Origin of the sequence: Clostridium sp. (assembly GCF_050717635.1) — a bacterium.
Classification (GTDB): Bacteria; Bacillota; Clostridia; order Clostridiales; family Clostridiaceae; genus Clostridium_AD.
The window spans coordinates 1-16,172 of record NZ_JBOITO010000007.1; the positions used below are offsets into that span (position 1 = coordinate 1).

Here is a 16,172-nt window from a genome sequence, read left to right on the forward strand (position 1 = left end):
TAAAAGTAACATAATAGTATTAATTTTGCGATATACTCCTTTTGTAAAAAAGGAGTGAAAGCTTTGAGCGATAGCGAGAAGATTATTTTACTGTGCAATTTTGAGAGAATATTTATATTCTCAATCTAGTGATTATGGCATGAAGGTAACACCCCTTCCCATACCGAACAGGTAGGTTAAGCTTCAATGCGCCAATGGTACTGCAAGGGTGACCTTGTGGGAGAGTAGGTTGTCGCTAGGTTTTTTTTGGCTGGATAGCTCAGTCGGTAGAGCAGAGGACTGAAAATCCTCGTGTCCCTGGTTCGATTCCTGGTCTAGCCACCAGTTACGGCGCTATAGCCAAGCGGTAAGGTCAAGGTCTGCAAAACCTTTATTCCCCGGTTCAAATCCGGGTGGCGCCTCCAAAGCATTTTGTGAATAATACAAAATGCTTTTTTTGCGTCTGAATCTTGTCTGAGATAATTAGAATACATAATAGTTTCATAAATTAAAATGTATAAGGTTATACCTATATTGATACAACCATACACGGGTAACATATTTTAAAATACATAAACAAGTTAAGAATGTATAATGTTTCTTAAAAGCTAGTAATATAGAGATATACTTAGAAATATATATATTGATACATGTAGATTGGTTTTATGGTTATATATGCTCATATTCAATGCGTATATGTACCACAGACAACTTAGTACAAGTAGATTAATATATGAAATGCTAGTATAATCACATATGTTGTACAAAACTATTTATGTCTAATATTTAAAGCTAATTTAGGAGGCCTGGGATTCTATGTATAAAGAGATGGTACAAAGGAAAAAATTTCCGGTTGTGATATTGTTGTTTATTACGTTAATTACATTTATATGCTTATCAGATTTGTTACCTAATATAAGTGTAGGTAACATGAATATAAAAATCTTTATAACAATATTTTTTAATACATTAATGGTTACTTTTTGTTATATTGAGTTTTCAAAATGTAAGGTTAAGTATAAATATTCAATAGTGGCAGATCAATTCATTATCCATAAAATTAAAGGTGAAGATGTTAAAATATTAGAAGATATAAAATTAAAGGATATAGAGTTTATTGGTAAATATAGAAAGTGCAAACAGGACATCCGTATTACGAGCAGTAAGAAATACATTTGCTCTACATTTGCTCAAAGTAAATTTTGTTGTGTATATAAAATAGGAGATCAATTTAAAAAGTTTTATTTTGAACCTAGTGATAGTCTTATGAACAAAATAACATTATTAAAAGAAAAACAAGTTTTTTAATGGAAAACACATATATAAGAGAAGCATAATTTAGATAAAATTATACTTCTCTTTTTTTACAATAAAATAAATAGTAAATCATATTTGTAATCTATTTCAATTCAAATATAATTTCTTTTAATAAATCTTGTTTTTCAATAATGTCAAGACCTGTTATGGCAAGAGCTGACGCAGCTTTTATCATATTATTTTTGCAAAAATCTGTTTGAGTTTCCTGAGCAAATAAGGTTGATGGACAACTTACTGTGGACTTCTCTGTAATTGATATAGATGGATATATACATGGAGTAATATGGCTTATAGATCCTATTCCTAATCCATATAGGGCTTCTTTAGAAGGAGATATATTAATAATACCGCATTCTTTTAAGTTATGCGTAAATAACCTGGATAAACTTCTATTAGTTAAAAGCTCATCACAAGGTAATTCAAATAAGCTAACTGCGCAAGATACATTAACAATTGGAGATATTGATTCAATAAAATCTATAATTGTTTTTTTAAATAATTTAGCTTCATTTAATTTATTAGCTCTAAGGTAAAAATTACACTCTGAATCAGAGTGCGAGTAAGGGCAAGATGAGGCATTTATAACAGAAACAGTATCAATAGAATATCCGCTATTTAGACCTTTTAACAACTGGTTTAACGTATTGAGTATAAGCAAATAAGTGTCTAAAGATGAAAATTTACTGTGGCCCTTATCCTTATTGTTAATGCTTTTATTATATTTTATTTTAATTGGGATTGTAGCCATTGAGGATCCGCTTTCTGCATTGGTAACATCACAATGTGGTGCAATAATAATATCTATATCGTCAAAACATCCTTCTTGTGTAAGTGTTAATTCTGCTCCATTTGAATATTCACCTGGGCATCCTATTAGAATTACACTGCCTCCACTTTTAGATATCACTTTTGATAAGCCCAGTGCTGCGGCAGTAGAAATACTTGCATTTACATTATTACCATAAACGTGACCTGCGTTTTCTGTAGATGTATATTTACATATATAACATACTTTGGGGTGTCCATCCCCATATTGAGCAATGAAGGATGTTGGAATATTACAATAGTTTTCTTGTATTTTAAAATCATGAGTTTTTAACATATTTATTATATAAGAACAACCGTTATATTCATTATAGCTAGTCTCTGGATTAGTATAAAGGTAGTCTGATAGATTATATATATCCTCTTTTATACTACTTATATAACTTATAATTTCTTGCTTCATAAGATTCTCCTCTCAAAGTTTTGTGCTTGCTTACATAATTAGTATAACCAAAGGTGCATAAAATTATTGATATACATAATAAAAATTAAAAGGTCGAATAATAATTTTAAAAAGCTAGTTATAAGTTAAAATGTAGATAAATATATTTCGAATTATTATGTGGACAAAATAAGAAACAGCACTTACTTGAATAAAATATATTATAAGAGGCTATACTTTAGGTAGTTTTAAATCAGCAAGGTTAAGGGGGAATTATGATAAAAGAAAAGTGTATTATATGTAGAAAGCCTCTAAATGATGGTATAATAATAAATGGAAGAGGAATTTGTAACAATTGTGAGGAAAGACTTATAGAATCAAATACTAATACGGATTTCTATGAATATTACAAGAACTGTATAAGGAAGACATTGGTACAGTTTATACCAAGAGGAGTGACTAAGGATTGTCAAGATTACCACTTGTAGAAGGAGTGTTAAAATATATAAAAGAGAAAAATGTTCCCTTTTGTATGCCAGGACATAAAGCAGGGATTGGATTTTTAGAAACTGTGCAAGGTAAAGAGCTTTATAAAAATTTAATTAAAGCAGATCTTACCGAAGTTTCCGGGTTAGATAATCTTCACTGCGCAGAAGGAATAATAAAAGAATCTGAGCAGTTATTGAGTGAATATTATGGTAGTGTAAAATCTTATTTTCTAGTCAATGGGAGTACTAGTGGAAATTTAGCTATGATTTTTTCGTCTTTTACTGAGGGTGATAAAATAATTGTGGAGAGAAATTGTCATCGTTCAATATTTAATGCTATTATTATGAGAAAACTTAAGCCTATTTATATTAAAAACAAAATTCATTCTAAATATGATGCTCCTTTACCTTTAGATAAGGAGCATTTTTTATGTATAGTTAATAAAAACAAAGATGCAAAAGGAATTATTATTACTTACCCTAATTATTATGGAATATGCCTTGATTTACCATATGTTATTAAAATAGCACGTGAATTTAACATGAAGGTACTAGTAGATGCAGCACATGGTGCGCATTTTGGAACATGTAAAGCATTGCCGGAAAATCCTATGAAATTGGGCGTAGACATGGCTGTTATGAGTGCGCATAAAACATTACCCAGTTTAACACAAACAGCGTTTTTGCATGTAGGAACAGGTATAGATATCAGTAAAGTAGATTTCTATGTAAGTGCCTTTTTAAGTACAAGTCCATCCTACATGCTTTTATGTTCTATGGATTATGCAAGATTTTATATTAATGAGTATGGAGAGAGTAAGTATGAAGAATTAATTAAATTATGCGTGTTTAATAGAAAGAAAATTAACAGCTTAGGAAAATTCTATATTTTGGGTCAGGATGATTTAAAAGATGTAGGTATTAACGAATATACTATGGATTTAACTAGATTTATATTAAATGTGCCTAAAGGTTATAGTGGCCATAAGTTACTAGAATATTTACGATTAAATAAAATTCAAGCTGAAATGAGCGATAGTAGAAATGTTGTTTTAATATTTTCGCTGTTTAACAATCAAAAGGATTTTCAAAAGCTATATATAGCCCTTAGAAATTGTGATATGGATACTTTAAAGGTAGAATATATTAATTTATTGGATTATGATGTGCCTATATCCCTTATGTACCCATACGAAATAATGGATAAAAAAAGAATTATGTTAGAACTAAGGGAGTCAGAGGATAAAATAAGTGCAGTTGCAATAGTCCCATATCCGCCAGGAATACCTATTGTAATGCCTGGAGAAAGAATAGGGTTAAATAGTATAGCAATCATTGAATATTACGTGCAAGCTAATGTAACAGTACTTGGAATTAATGATGGTATGGTAGCAACAGTAGAAAAATAGATATTTATAATATCTATACATAACGGTGGAGGTAATTGCATGGAAAGAGGTAGACTTATAGCGTTAGAGGGGCCAGATGGTTCAGGAAAAACTACTCAAATAGAATTATTAGAAAAACATCTAAAACAATTAGGATATGAGGTAGTTAGAACAAGGGAACCTGGAGGCACAGAAATAAGTGAAAAAATAAGGGAAATAATATTAGATAATGATAATTCTAATATGAGCTATATGTGTGAAGCATTACTATATGCTGCTTCCCGCGCACAACTCGTTAATGAAATTATAAAACCAGCTTTAAAAGCGGGCAAGGTTGTGATATGTGATCGTTTTGTTTATTCTTCAATGGTGTATCAAGGAATTGGAAGAAACCTGGGAATGGAACTTGTAAAATCCATTAACGAAGCAGCACTTGGTGGACTCCAGGCGGATTTAATATTTATGATTACTATTCCATATGAAGAAGGATTAAAAAGGAAGAAAGAGCAAAGAACTTTGGACAGGTTAGAGAATGGTGGAAATGAATTCCATAAAAAAGTTTTTGAAGGTTATTTAGACATTTGTAAAAAATATGATAAAATAGAAGTAATAGATGGCAATAGAGATATCTATGAAATACATAAAGATTTAATAAATGCCATTAAAAAAATAAAACTATAAAAGGGATGGGATTATATGAAACTAGTTATTGCAATAGTACAAGATGATGATGCAAGTGATTTAATAGAAGAAATAACAGATAAAAGTTTTAGGGTCACAAAACTAGCTACCACAGGTGGATTTTTAAAATCAGGAAATACAACACTACTGATAGGCGTAGAAAAGGAAAAAGTAGATGAAGTGCTAGCTATTATAGAAGATGTATGTAAGGTAAGAAAACAAATAATAACATCTCCTTCATCTGTAGCAGGATCAACAGGAGTATATATGCCATTTCCTATCGAAGTGGATGCAGGCGGCGCAAATGTATTTGTAGTTGATGTAGATAAGTACATTAAGCTGTAACTAATTAAGAGCAAGTATACTTATAAGTAGACATGTATACTTATTATTCTATACTTGCTCTTATGCATGGAGGTCTAAAATGAATTTTGAAAGTATAATAGGTCATAATAGTATAAAAAATCAAATAAGTAAATCTATAAAATCAGATAAATTATCACACGCTCATATTCTAGTTGGAGAAGATGGGATAGGTAAAAGTCTATTAGCTAGGGATATAGGGCTTAATATTTTAGGAGAAAATGAAGATAGAAAATATGTGGATTTGGTAGAATGGCGCATAGAAAAAAATAAGAGTACAATAGGAGTAAATTCTATAAGAACTTTAAACGAAGAAATTCATAAAAAACCTTATGAGGGAGATAAAAAAGTTATAATTATTTACGACGCTCATAAAATGACAGTACAAGCTCAAAATGCTTTTTTAAAAACAATTGAGGAGCCACCTAAAAATGTTACTATAATTTTGTTATGTGAAAATATTGAGGTTATATTGGATACGATAAAATCCAGATGTCAAATACATAAATTAAAGAACTTAAGTGTAGATGAGATGGAAGAATTTTTAAAAATAAATTATGCACATTTACCAGTGCAGGATGTAAGGGTTATTATAGCCTTTAGTAACGGAATACCTGGTAATGCTGAAAAGTTTATTTGCGATGAGAATTTTAAAAATATTAGGAATATTACCTTGGAAATATTGCTCAGACTTAGCAGTGTTAATACAGAGGAATTAATTAAATATGAAAAAAAATTATCAGATCAAAAGGAAAATTTTAATGAAATAATAACCGCATTTCTTTCATATATTAGGGACACTATAATATATAAAGAAATTGAAGAAGAAAACTTAATTATTAACATAGATAAGATATTGTATATAAAAGAATTAGCTAATACATTTTCATTTAATAAATTAAATGGTATTATAAATATAATAAATGATACTAGAGAGAACTTAGATAGAAATGTTAACCCAGGGTTAGCGTTTGAAGTAATGCTATTTAAAATGCAGGAGGTTTAATATGGTTAAGGTAATAGGGGTACGATTTAAAAAAGCTGGTAAAATATACTATTTTAGCCCTAATGATATAGATATTCAAAAGGGTAATATGGTTATTGTCGAAACAGTAAGAGGAATAGAATTTGGAGAATGTGTTATTGGTATAAAAGAGATAAAGGAAGACAATATAGTGGCTCCTCTTAAATCTGTTATAAGAAAGGCTACAGAGGGAGATGCAGAAAAGGATTTTGGAAATAAAAGAAAGGAAAAAGAGGCTTATGAAGTATGCGTTGAAAAGATACATAAGCATGAACTTGATATGAAGCTCATAGATGTAGAGTATACTTTCGATAATAATAAAGTTATTTTTTATTTTACGGCGGATGGAAGAGTGGATTTTCGTGAACTCGTAAAAGATTTAGCAGCTGTATTTAGAACAAGAATAGAACTTAGACAAATAGGAGTTAGGGATGAAGCTAAAATGATTGGCGGGCTTGGACCATGTGGTAGGCCTATGTGTTGTTCAACTTTTTTAGGTGAATTTGCTCCGGTATCTATAAAAATGGCAAAAGAACAAAATTTATCATTAAATCCTACGAAAATATCAGGTATTTGCGGGAGACTTATGTGCTGCTTAAACTATGAACAGGACACATATGAAAAAATAAGGAAAACACTACCTGCCGTAGGAGCTATAGTGGATACACCTCACGGAAGAGCAGAAGTTATTGGTAATAGTGTTGTAAAGGAAGCAGTTAAAATTAAGATAAAACTTAATGGTACGGACGAGGAAATAGTGGAAGTTAAAATTGAAGACTTAACTTTAATTTCTGGAAGCTACGAAGAGCCTGTTAGTGTTGAAGAGATTAAATTAGAGTTAGTTGAGAATAATGAAGATTCATATATAATAAAAGAATTATTCAAAGAGGACTAGGAGGATAAAAATGAAGGCGGTTATAAAAATTTTCAATATGAGTAATTCAAAAGATATTAGTAATGTTAATTTAGCAATATCGAATAATCAAGGAGTAATCGCTTGTGGAATAAACAGTGAAAGTAAAGAAGTAGAAATAATATATGATGATTATTTTGTTTCACTTCAAAATTTAATTGATTCTATTGAAGACGCCGGGTATACAGTTATAGAAAAAACCAGAGATTAAATCTCTGGTTTTTTCTGTTTAATTTAAATTATATGTATGAGACTATTGAATTGTGTCAATAATTTAAATGTAAATCATTTACTAATAAATATGAAAGGGGTTTTGAATATGACAATGAAAAAAGGACTAATTACAATATCTACTATAGCGGTGGTAATCTTAGGAGTATTTTTTGCTGTAAGGTTTATTGGAGCAGGAGATGATATTGCAAAGGAAAAAACGCCAGATAAAAGTGTGGCACAAACTGACAATTTAATAATTAAGGACAATACTCAGACATTAGCAAATGAAGATAATGAAAGTAATATAAGTTTGAATGAAAATCAAAAGGAAGTTGAAGATATTCAAGTGAAAAACAGTAATGAACTGGATGAAGTTTATATTAATGACAAAACTAATGTTGGAATTTATACCGTTAAAAAGAATGATACAGTATTTAGTATAGTGAGTGCACATATGCCTAGTCATGATATGAATGAGATTCTTAAATTTGTTAAAGTTAGAAATAACATGGATGAATCTTATAAAATCGCTGAAGGTGACGAAATAATAATTCCTTATGAAAAAACCATTGAAACATCAACAGTTGTAGCTTCAGATCCTAAAATTACAGAATATATTGTAAAAAAACAAGATACATTAACATCCATTGCTAAAACTAATATGCCTACTTATGATGTAAAACATGCTATAGAAGTTTTAAAAGAAACAAATGAAATTACTGATGAGAATGCTATTAAAGAGGGGTCCGTTATTAATATTCCAAAATAATAGCTATAAAAAAAGAAGTGTAATTTGAGATAATCAAACTACGCTTCTTTTTTTATAATATAGATTAAATCTTCAGTATTTTCATTTTGCTACTTTCAGCAAAAATAAAGTCACCATCTAAAGTGAGTAAATATTCAATTTTATTACACTCAGCGGTAGCCATATGAAAAGCATCATTCACTGATAGTAAGTTTTCGCACATGATTTTTTTAACTAAGGGTATACATTCTTCTGAAATATTTACATATTTGATATTTATAATCTTTTCAACTTCTGAAATTATTTCTACAGACTTATTGTAATATACTTTCAATAAATTTCGTTTTGAGGAATTTTTAGAAATATTATCGAAGTATCTTTTATATGGAATATGAATAAGTCTGTCTTCTCTCTTTTGTTTTAAGATTTTTGTATCATGGCGGCTAAAGCTATTTGTAATATATCTAATATTGTCATTTGAGTTATATGGTTTAGTATTGGTTATTCTACACTGAATATCACTAATGAATAACTTATAAAGTATTTGGTTTAAAACTTCTGCAAAGACCATACTGCTAATATAATATTCGCAGCTTCGTTCAGAAAGTAGTTTTAAGCATGATAAACATTCACTATGCTTAATATCATCATCATATATTAAGCTTAGTAAGAAAGAAGCATCTAGTAATACAGTATTTTTATTGAAAACTATATTTTTAAAAGGATATAATATAAGCTCCATTTTAAACCTCATTAAAATCAATTATTTTATAGTTAATATATATTCATAAGTGTTTACTAATAGTATTTTTATCATGCATTTATTGTTTATAAAAAAAATCATTTTAGATATTCTATTGATTTTGTATTAAAAATTAAGGTATACTTCTTTTATTGTTATGTATATAATATACGCAAAGTTCATAGGAAGGAGCGGCGCAATGAATTTTTTAAGAGATAATGAAACTTTAGATGATCTTAATATAAAGGGTATTCATGTTATTCAAAAAAAACATGCTTTTAGGTTTGGTGTAGACGCAGTGCTGCTGGCTAATTTTGCAAAAGTAAGAAAAAATGCTAAAATTGTTGATTTATGTACTGGTACGGGTATAATCCCTTTTATATTAGCAGGGAAAACATATGCAAGTGATATAATTGGTGTGGAAATTCAAGAAGAATTTGTAGATATGGCAAATCGTTCGATACAGTATAATAAATTGGAGTATAAGATTAAATTTATAAACGGAGATTTAAAGGATATAGAACTTATTAAAAAGATTCCTAAAGTGGATATTGTTACAGTTAATCCACCTTATAAACTTCGTAATTCAGGATTAATAAATTTAAATGATAAGAATGCTATAGCAAGACATGAGATTTTGTGCACACTCGAAGATGTGATTATTTCATGTAGAATTCTACTTAAGGATAATGGACGGATGTATATGGTACATAGACCAGACAGATTAGTTGATATTTTGTGCACTATGAGGAAACATAGAATTGAACCTAAACGTATAAGAATGGTGCACCCTAGTGTAAATAAGGCGCCTAATATTGTACTTGTTGAGGGACAAAGAGATGGAGGAACTTTTTTGAAGTGGGAGCCCCCGCTATATGTGCATAATAAAGATGGTAGTTATACCCAGGAGATTGTTGATATGTATAATTCAAATGGAATTTAATATTAATTAATTTAAAGCTAGAGGGATCAATGCAAATATTATAGTAAAGGATGATAATAATGGCAGGAAAATTATACTTAGTACCAACTCCAATAGGGAATTTAAAGGATATTACTCTGAGGGCATTAGAAGTATTACAAAATGTAGATCTAATAGCAGCAGAAGATACGAGACAAAGTTTAAAACTCTTAAATCATTTTAATATAAAAAAGACTCTTATAAGTTATCATATGCATAATGAACAAAGTAAAAGTGAGAATATAATTTATCAGTTAAAAGAAGGTAAAAACATAGCTATAATTAGTGATGCAGGATCACCAGGAATATCAGATCCTGGAAGTGTAATAGTTTCAAAGTGTATAGAGCAGAATATAGAATTCGTAGTACTACCCGGAGCAACTGCTATCACTACAGCACTTGTATATTCAGGACTTGATACTACAAAATTTATATTTAGAGGTTTTTTACCTAGGGAAAACAAAGAAAGAAAGCCTATTATTGATGACTTGTTAGATAGGAGTGAAACACTAATTTTTTACGAGGCGCCACATAGACTTTTAAATACTTTAGAATTCTTATATGAAAATGTTGGTAACAGAAAGATATCTATGTGCAGAGAACTTACAAAGCTATATGAAGAAATAATTAGACTTACTTTAGAAGAAGCAATAGAATACTATAAAAAGAACTCTCCAAGGGGAGAATATGTATTGGTAATTGAAGGTAAGAGTAAGGAAGCTATAGATAAAGATGAAAAAGCTAAGTGGGATATGCTGACCATACAGGAACACATACAAAAATATATGGATGAAGGAATAAATAAAAAGGATGCAATAAAAAAGGTTGCAAAGGATAGACATATGCCTAAAACAGAAATATATAAGCACTCATTAAACATTTAACATTTTTTAGCAATATAATTAATAAATTATCTTATAAATACAATTATAGTTAATTTTATGGTAATTAATGTAAAAAAACATAATAAATTTAAAAAGTTTACAAACTTTCTTATATTTTTCATTGAGATTTCCTATAAAGTAGTGGTATAATAAAAACGTTGATTTAAAGATGTTTAAATTACATATATTTTTGATAGGGGGGATTTCTAGTGCGTAAGAAAATAATATCATTGATAGTAACAATTGGACTAGCTACTACTATGAGTATGCAGGTAATGGCAGATCCATTATCAGACCAACTCAAAAGTCAAAAGAACCAACTTGAACAGCAAAATAAAGCATATAAGCAAGCACAAAATAATGTTCAGGATATAGAAAATTCTATTGAAAAACTTGATTTTGATATAGAAAAAATTTATTCGGAAGTGGATAAAACAGAGGTTAAAATAGGCAATACTGAAAAACAAATAGAAAAAACAACAAAAGATATACAAGTTGCACAGGAAAATATTAAAGAAGAAGAAGATTTATTTAATAAAAGAATGCGAACCATGTATATGAATGGCGTGGACAGTTATTTAGAAATACTGTTGGATTCTACGGGAGTAGAAGACCTTATGTCAAGAGTGGATAACATTAAAAAAATTGTAGAATATGATAATAAAGTTATTGAAAAATTAAATAATGAAAAGATTAAAATTGAAGATCAAAAAACGGCACTTGAAACTGAAAAGACTAAGCTTGTAGCATTAAAAAGCCAAAATGAGAAGAAAATAGTAAGCCTTAAAGTGAAAAAAGAAGCACAACATGAATTAATTGTAGAAGCTAATAAGCAAGAACAATTATACTCTGGCAAAATTACTGATGCACAGGCTACTGTAAATGCTACTATGAAGGAAATACAAAAGATACGAGCTAGTGTATCTAAGTATTCTCCATCTAGAGGATCAGCATCAATTAGCTCTAATGCCATAGTTGCCTATGCTAGTAATTTTTTAGGAACACCTTATGTTTGGGCTGCTAATGGTCCTAGTTCTTTTGATTGTTCTGGTTTTACAGTATATGTGTTTAGGCATTTTGGAGTTTCATTAACTCGTACTACATATACACAAATAAATCAAGGGTCTTATGTATCTAGAGGCGATTTGCAGCCAGGAGATTTAGTTTTCTTTGGGTCGGGAACACCACATCATGTGGGAATATATGTAGGGAATAACTCATATATTCACGCACCTCAAACAGGTGATGTAGTTAAAATATCTGCACTTACAAGAAGTGATTACCTTAGTGCAAGAAGAGTTAGATAATCTTAATATGGACAGGCTATATTTTATAGCCTGTTTTTTTTGGGTAAATTATAATAATGTATTTCTGCATAAAACAAAAGGAATCCTACAATTATAGAATTCCTTTTATTTATTTACTTTTTCTTAAATTTTTTCTTGTTTAAGATGATCTAGACATGGAGTACATATGTTTTTACCTCTATAGTTAACTACATCCTTAACCTCTCCACAAAAGATACAAGCTGGTTGATATTTTTTAAGTATAATCATTTCACCATCCACATAAATTTCTAAAGCATCTTTTTCTACAATATCTAAGTTTCGTCTAAGTTCTATTGGAATAACAATTCTTCCAAGTTCATCTACTCTTCTTACAACACCTGTTGATTTCATGATAAATCCTCCTTAAGGCAACAATTTTCGACACGTTAATATTGAAACATTAATAATAATGACATTAAAGTCAAAATATAAAAGTGATTAATTAAGTTAATATTACAAAATTAATATTTAATTCCATCTTTATTTAATATACTACCATATAATACAAATGTCAACATCTTTTTATAGAAATGCAAAGTTTAAATGATGATATTAACACTATAAAATCAATATATAATTGTAAAAGAGACAACTAAACCCATTGAAATCAACATAAAAGTTGTTTTTGAAATATAGAATCCCATAAAAAATAAAATAGTTATTTTATGGAATTGTATAAAAATAAATGTCGAAGGGTTATACTTTTAATTATTGAACTGTAAAAAGAAAGGAAATTTATTTGGCTTATACCACATGAAAATCAATAAAATTGTCCATAAATTTTGTTGATGGGATAATTGTAATTGTGGACAATTCAATTTGATTGTTAATAACTTTAGTAATTGAGCTAATAATTTTGTTTATAAGTAAATTACATATACTTTTTTAGTTCTAGTTTTAAGTCTATGCTAGTAAGATTAGCTAATTCATTAACTAAATCATTATTATAATTTAATTCTGTAAGCCCTAATGCAAAACATTCTTTTTTTTCTATTAATCTTTCTATATTTGATAGAGGCATAAAATTACTACTAGTTAATATATTGCCGATAATATCGTTTATTTTTTTATCAGCCTCAGCGGTATTATATCTTGCAAAGGCTTCGTTTCTATAAATTTTCGTTTCATATATATTTTGTTCAAGTTCTCTTAATTTAAATTTCAAAGATTCACCTTTTGTATTTGCATTGTTATAACTTGTGTTCAATGAATAGAAATATTTATCATTATCTAATTTTTTCTGAAGAAATTTTTTAGCTAACTCTTCATTACCTTTATCTAAAGCAAGCTTAATATTTTGACCATATTCATCAGACTCTTTTGATAATGTATCTAATCTTTTTTCGATTTCGTGTACATTACCTAGAATTTTAGCTGATGATAATCTGGCCTCATTTAAAATGCATTCCATATCCCTTATTTTTTGATCAAGCAGTTCTAACGGGTTTTCAAATTCATCTAGTGTGGTATTTATTTTAGATTTTATAAGATATAATATTCTGTTAATAATTGTCATTAAATACCTCCTTGACTAGTTAATGATAAAATGTTTATCCATGTTATTATGATAAAATTTTACCTTAAATATACTACAATATTAAAATAATAGAAGAATGTAGGAAATAACTTGTAATAGGTTTATATGTACCTTATAATAAACGTATAAAGTATTTTATTTAAAATATTTATTAATGGAAGGTGATACACTATGGATGAAACTAAATCTGTTTTAGAGAATATAAATTCGCTGGCAAAAGAAATATCAGAAAACAGCATAATTCCATATGAGGAATTACCGCAGTATGACTTATTTTTGTCTCAAGTAATTGATTACTTAAACGATAGATTTGACTCTGATAATTACACTAATAATATAGTCCAAAATTATATAAAAAGTGAAGTTATATCAAAGCCAGAGGATAGCAAAAAAAGAGGATATACAAAGTTGCATCTAGCGCAGTTGGTCTTGCTTAGTTATATGAGGCCTATACTTACATCTGAAGAAATTAAAAAAGTTTTTAGGTTGGCCTTTAATGAAATCAATGATAGAGATGATGATATTATTTCATGGGAAAAATCATATAAAATTTTTTCGGATATACAAAAAGAAAGCTTTGATGATTTTGTAAATAAAGAGTTTTATGATAAATCAAAATTACAAAAAATAATTGATGTGCTAGATTTAAAAGATATTGATAAGGAAAGAATAGAATTGTTTTTGGTAGTAATGACGTTAGTGTCACAAGCAAGTGCCATAAAAAAGTTAGTTCAAAAAATTGTACGTGATTATGAAAATTAGAAAAAGACCACTATTATAAAAATAGTGGTCTTTTTCTAATTTATATAATAAATTTTAGTTGCTTTTGTTAACAAGAACTTTCTTTAGTATTTGAAGTTAAAACCCTAAATGATTCTCCAAATAGGCTTTTTACATGCATAATTTTTGTATCTTCAAAAACAAAGGAAGATTCCTTATCTACTATAAAATTTATTCCACTTACTGATTCTGAAATATCATCTTCTTGTTGTTCATCCAGAACAACACCTAATATTGGACCTCCTCAACCAAAACCTTTTATAAGTAATCTTATTGAAGAGTTGTTTTTTTGAGAAAGTTTTTTATTTAAAGCATTTTTAGTATTGTCATCAAAAGAAATATTCATATTTTACCCTCCTAATACCCGCACGGGGTATAATGTATATTATTATTATATATGTTTAATATTATTATGTCAAATAAATCATAAAAATATAAATAAAGTTTTACAAAATTTATTCACTAATTATATATAATTATACAATTAATATAGAGATTTTTTATATATTTAGCAAGATTATAAAGAATTTCTATAAAACGATATGAAATGGGTAGAATACTTATGCAAGTAAGATTAAATTGCATTAGTTGACAATGATTGTATAAGAGGATAGTATAAAAATAAAGGTAAAAATATAAAATTTATAAAGACTTTATTGGAGGGTATAATTATGAAAATAGTATTAGCATTGGGCGGAAATGCACTTCAATCGGATCCTAAAGACAAAAGTCCGAAGGCGCAACTTAAGACTTGCAAACAAACAGCTAAATCAATAGTTGATCTTATAGAAGAAGGTCATAGGGTATCAATAGTTCATGGAAATGGACCTCAAGTAGGCCAAATTGTTGCAGCAATAGAAGATGCTCAAAAGGTTGATGATGGTAATGTACTTTTTCCATTTGATGTATGTGGAGCTTTTTCGCAGGGTTATATAGGATACCATCTTCAAAATGCAATAGGTGAAGAATTAAGAAATAGAAGTATAGATAAAACAGTAGGAACTATAGTGACGCAAGTAGTAGTTGACAAAGATGATGAAGGTTTTCAAAATCCAACGAAACCAATTGGTTCTTTTTATACAAAATTGGAAGCTGAAAAGCTGGAAAAAGAACATGGTTATATAATGAAAGAAGATGCTGGTAGAGGATATAGGAGAGTTGTTGCATCCCCAAAACCTATTGATGTTATCGAAAAGGATTTAATAAAAGAATTAGTTGATATGGGAAATATTATTATATCTTGTGGAGGAGGTGGTATTCCTGTTATTCGTGAAGGTGGAACTTATAAGGGGGTTGCGGCAGTTATAGATAAAGATTTTGCTGCTGAAAAACTTGCGGAAATACTTGATGCGGACGTGCTTTTAATATTAACAGGAGTAGATAGAGTTTGTGTAAACTATAATAAGGCCAATCAAAAGGAATTAAAGCAAATTACTCTTGATGAACTTAATAGTTATATTTCTGAGGGACAATTTGCTCCTGGAAGTATGCTTCCAAAGGTGGAAGCTTGTAAAAAATTTATAATGGGAAATAAAGATAAAACAGCAATTATAGCATCGCTTTCAAAAGCTAAACAAGCATTACAAGGTATGTCTGGAACTAAAATAGTATATTAAACA

Annotated in this window: 18 protein-coding genes, 2 tRNA genes and 1 rRNA gene; 17 read left to right on the forward strand and 4 right to left on the reverse strand. The window is 28.8% G+C overall.

What is annotated here, in order from left to right; genetic code table 11:
* The first annotated feature begins 124 nt into the window (after positions 1-124).
* The 4 genes from rrf (at position 125) to ACREWB_RS03270 (ending at position 1,287) form a co-directional block, all read left to right on the forward strand.
* Positions 125-241 (forward strand): 5S ribosomal RNA (gene rrf, locus ACREWB_RS03255).
* Positions 242-248: 7 nt separating this feature from the next.
* Positions 249-324: transfer RNA gene (locus tag ACREWB_RS03260), tRNA-Phe, on the forward strand.
* A gap of 5 nt (positions 325-329) precedes the next feature.
* Positions 330-404, forward strand: a tRNA-Cys gene (locus tag ACREWB_RS03265).
* 391 nt (positions 405-795) lie between these two features.
* The gene (locus ACREWB_RS03270) at positions 796-1,287 is read left to right on the forward strand and encodes a DUF6106 family protein (protein ID WP_431546055.1); all 492 of its coding nucleotides are present in this window, start codon (positions 796-798) and stop codon (positions 1,285-1,287) included.
* 91 nt (positions 1,288-1,378) lie between these two features.
* On the opposite strand, the gene ACREWB_RS03275 is transcribed toward ACREWB_RS03270, so the two are convergent.
* Positions 1,379-2,524, reverse strand: a complete 1,146-nt coding sequence (locus ACREWB_RS03275; RefSeq protein ID WP_431546056.1) for a zinc-binding metallopeptidase family protein — start codon at positions 2,522-2,524, stop codon at positions 1,379-1,381.
* A 254-nt stretch (positions 2,525-2,778) separates the two neighbouring features.
* On the opposite strand from ACREWB_RS03275, the gene ACREWB_RS03280 reads away from it, so the two are divergent.
* The 8 genes from ACREWB_RS03280 (at position 2,779) to ACREWB_RS03315 (ending at position 8,342) form a co-directional block, all read left to right on the forward strand.
* Entirely contained in the window at positions 2,779-2,991 is a 213-nt protein-coding gene (locus ACREWB_RS03280; RefSeq protein ID WP_291641106.1) for a sigma factor G inhibitor Gin, read from the forward strand.
* On the forward strand, positions 2,970-4,400 hold the full coding sequence (locus tag ACREWB_RS03285) for an aminotransferase class I/II-fold pyridoxal phosphate-dependent enzyme (RefSeq protein WP_431546057.1): 1,431 nt from the start codon (positions 2,970-2,972) through the stop codon (positions 4,398-4,400). The genes ACREWB_RS03280 and ACREWB_RS03285 overlap by 22 nt, the downstream gene beginning before the upstream one ends.
* 39 nt (positions 4,401-4,439) lie before the next feature.
* Positions 4,440-5,060, forward strand: coding sequence for a dTMP kinase (tmk, locus tag ACREWB_RS03290; RefSeq protein WP_431546058.1), 621 nt, complete (start codon positions 4,440-4,442; stop codon positions 5,058-5,060).
* Positions 5,061-5,075: 15 nt separating this feature from the next.
* Entirely contained in the window at positions 5,076-5,405 is a 330-nt protein-coding gene (gene darA, locus ACREWB_RS03295; RefSeq protein ID WP_431546059.1) for a cyclic di-AMP receptor DarA, read from the forward strand.
* A gap of 79 nt (positions 5,406-5,484) precedes the next feature.
* Complete coding sequence (locus ACREWB_RS03300; RefSeq protein ID WP_431546060.1) at positions 5,485-6,429, forward strand: DNA polymerase III subunit delta'; 945 nt, start codon at positions 5,485-5,487, stop codon at positions 6,427-6,429.
* A 1-nt stretch (position 6,430) separates the two neighbouring features.
* Entirely contained in the window at positions 6,431-7,342 is a 912-nt protein-coding gene (locus tag ACREWB_RS03305) for a PSP1 domain-containing protein (RefSeq protein ID WP_431546061.1), read from the forward strand.
* 10 nt (positions 7,343-7,352) lie between these two features.
* Positions 7,353-7,571 (forward strand): heavy-metal-associated domain-containing protein, encoded by a 219-nt coding sequence (locus ACREWB_RS03310; protein WP_431546062.1) that lies wholly within the window; start codon positions 7,353-7,355, stop codon positions 7,569-7,571.
* A 108-nt stretch (positions 7,572-7,679) separates the two neighbouring features.
* A complete protein-coding gene (locus tag ACREWB_RS03315; RefSeq protein ID WP_431546063.1) occupies positions 7,680-8,342 on the forward strand; it encodes a LysM peptidoglycan-binding domain-containing protein in 663 nt (220 codons plus the stop codon).
* A gap of 64 nt (positions 8,343-8,406) precedes the next feature.
* Here the strand turns inward: ACREWB_RS03315 and ACREWB_RS03320 are convergent, their stop codons facing one another.
* On the reverse strand, positions 8,407-9,063 hold the full coding sequence (locus ACREWB_RS03320; protein WP_431546064.1) for a type II toxin-antitoxin system VapC family toxin: 657 nt from the start codon (positions 9,061-9,063) through the stop codon (positions 8,407-8,409).
* A 199-nt stretch (positions 9,064-9,262) separates the two neighbouring features.
* Between ACREWB_RS03320 and ACREWB_RS03325 the strand changes: the two genes are divergently transcribed.
* From ACREWB_RS03325 to ACREWB_RS03335, 3 genes are all read left to right on the forward strand, one after another.
* Positions 9,263-10,006 carry a tRNA1(Val) (adenine(37)-N6)-methyltransferase gene (locus tag ACREWB_RS03325; RefSeq protein ID WP_431546065.1) on the forward strand — a complete coding sequence of 248 codons (744 nt, stop codon included), beginning with the start codon at positions 9,263-9,265 and terminating at the stop codon, positions 10,004-10,006.
* A 59-nt stretch (positions 10,007-10,065) separates the two neighbouring features.
* Positions 10,066-10,908, forward strand: a complete 843-nt coding sequence (gene rsmI, locus ACREWB_RS03330) for a 16S rRNA (cytidine(1402)-2'-O)-methyltransferase (RefSeq protein ID WP_431546066.1) — start codon at positions 10,066-10,068, stop codon at positions 10,906-10,908.
* 209 nt (positions 10,909-11,117) lie between these two features.
* Positions 11,118-12,215, forward strand: a complete 1,098-nt coding sequence (locus tag ACREWB_RS03335) for a C40 family peptidase (RefSeq protein ID WP_431546067.1) — start codon at positions 11,118-11,120, stop codon at positions 12,213-12,215.
* A 123-nt stretch (positions 12,216-12,338) separates the two neighbouring features.
* On the opposite strand, the gene ACREWB_RS03340 is transcribed toward ACREWB_RS03335, so the two are convergent.
* Together ACREWB_RS03340 and ACREWB_RS03345 are read right to left on the reverse strand one after the other, a co-directional pair.
* A complete protein-coding gene (locus tag ACREWB_RS03340; protein WP_431546068.1) occupies positions 12,339-12,587 on the reverse strand; it encodes an AbrB/MazE/SpoVT family DNA-binding domain-containing protein in 249 nt (82 codons plus the stop codon).
* Positions 12,588-13,107: 520 nt separating this feature from the next.
* Positions 13,108-13,752 (reverse strand): PspA/IM30 family protein, encoded by a 645-nt coding sequence (locus ACREWB_RS03345; protein ID WP_431546069.1) that lies wholly within the window; start codon positions 13,750-13,752, stop codon positions 13,108-13,110.
* Between the two features lie 192 nt (positions 13,753-13,944).
* On the opposite strand from ACREWB_RS03345, the gene ACREWB_RS03350 reads away from it, so the two are divergent.
* Positions 13,945-14,535 carry a DUF1836 domain-containing protein gene (locus ACREWB_RS03350; protein WP_431546070.1) on the forward strand — a complete coding sequence of 197 codons (591 nt, stop codon included), beginning with the start codon at positions 13,945-13,947 and terminating at the stop codon, positions 14,533-14,535.
* Between the two features lie 689 nt (positions 14,536-15,224).
* A complete protein-coding gene (gene arcC, locus ACREWB_RS03355; RefSeq protein WP_431546071.1) occupies positions 15,225-16,169 on the forward strand; it encodes a carbamate kinase in 945 nt (314 codons plus the stop codon).
* Positions 16,170-16,172: the final 3 nt, after the last annotated feature.

What these genes read in the sequence shown, in the direction of transcription:
- ACREWB_RS03270 (WP_431546055.1), top strand. Translation starts at nt 796, where the DNA reads ATGTATAAAGAGATGGTACAAAGGAAAAAATTTCCGGTTGTGATATTG.
- ACREWB_RS03275 (WP_431546056.1), bottom strand. Translation starts at nt 2,524, where the DNA reads ATGAAGCAAGAAATTATAAGTTATATAAGTAGTATAAAAGAGGATATA.
- ACREWB_RS03280 (WP_291641106.1), top strand. Translation starts at nt 2,779, where the DNA reads ATGATAAAAGAAAAGTGTATTATATGTAGAAAGCCTCTAAATGATGGT.
- tmk (WP_431546058.1), top strand. Translation starts at nt 4,440, where the DNA reads ATGGAAAGAGGTAGACTTATAGCGTTAGAGGGGCCAGATGGTTCAGGA.
- darA (WP_431546059.1), top strand. Translation starts at nt 5,076, where the DNA reads ATGAAACTAGTTATTGCAATAGTACAAGATGATGATGCAAGTGATTTA.
- ACREWB_RS03300 (WP_431546060.1), top strand. Translation starts at nt 5,485, where the DNA reads ATGAATTTTGAAAGTATAATAGGTCATAATAGTATAAAAAATCAAATA.
- ACREWB_RS03305 (WP_431546061.1), top strand. Translation starts at nt 6,431, where the DNA reads ATGGTTAAGGTAATAGGGGTACGATTTAAAAAAGCTGGTAAAATATAC.
- ACREWB_RS03310 (WP_431546062.1), top strand. Translation starts at nt 7,353, where the DNA reads ATGAAGGCGGTTATAAAAATTTTCAATATGAGTAATTCAAAAGATATT.
- ACREWB_RS03315 (WP_431546063.1), top strand. Translation starts at nt 7,680, where the DNA reads ATGACAATGAAAAAAGGACTAATTACAATATCTACTATAGCGGTGGTA.
- ACREWB_RS03320 (WP_431546064.1), bottom strand. Translation starts at nt 9,063, where the DNA reads ATGGAGCTTATATTATATCCTTTTAAAAATATAGTTTTCAATAAAAAT.
- ACREWB_RS03325 (WP_431546065.1), top strand. Translation starts at nt 9,263, where the DNA reads ATGAATTTTTTAAGAGATAATGAAACTTTAGATGATCTTAATATAAAG.
- rsmI (WP_431546066.1), top strand. Translation starts at nt 10,066, where the DNA reads ATGGCAGGAAAATTATACTTAGTACCAACTCCAATAGGGAATTTAAAG.
- ACREWB_RS03340 (WP_431546068.1), bottom strand. Translation starts at nt 12,587, where the DNA reads ATGAAATCAACAGGTGTTGTAAGAAGAGTAGATGAACTTGGAAGAATT.
- ACREWB_RS03345 (WP_431546069.1), bottom strand. Translation starts at nt 13,752, where the DNA reads ATGACAATTATTAACAGAATATTATATCTTATAAAATCTAAAATAAAT.
- ACREWB_RS03350 (WP_431546070.1), top strand. Translation starts at nt 13,945, where the DNA reads ATGGATGAAACTAAATCTGTTTTAGAGAATATAAATTCGCTGGCAAAA.
- arcC (WP_431546071.1), top strand. Translation starts at nt 15,225, where the DNA reads ATGAAAATAGTATTAGCATTGGGCGGAAATGCACTTCAATCGGATCCT.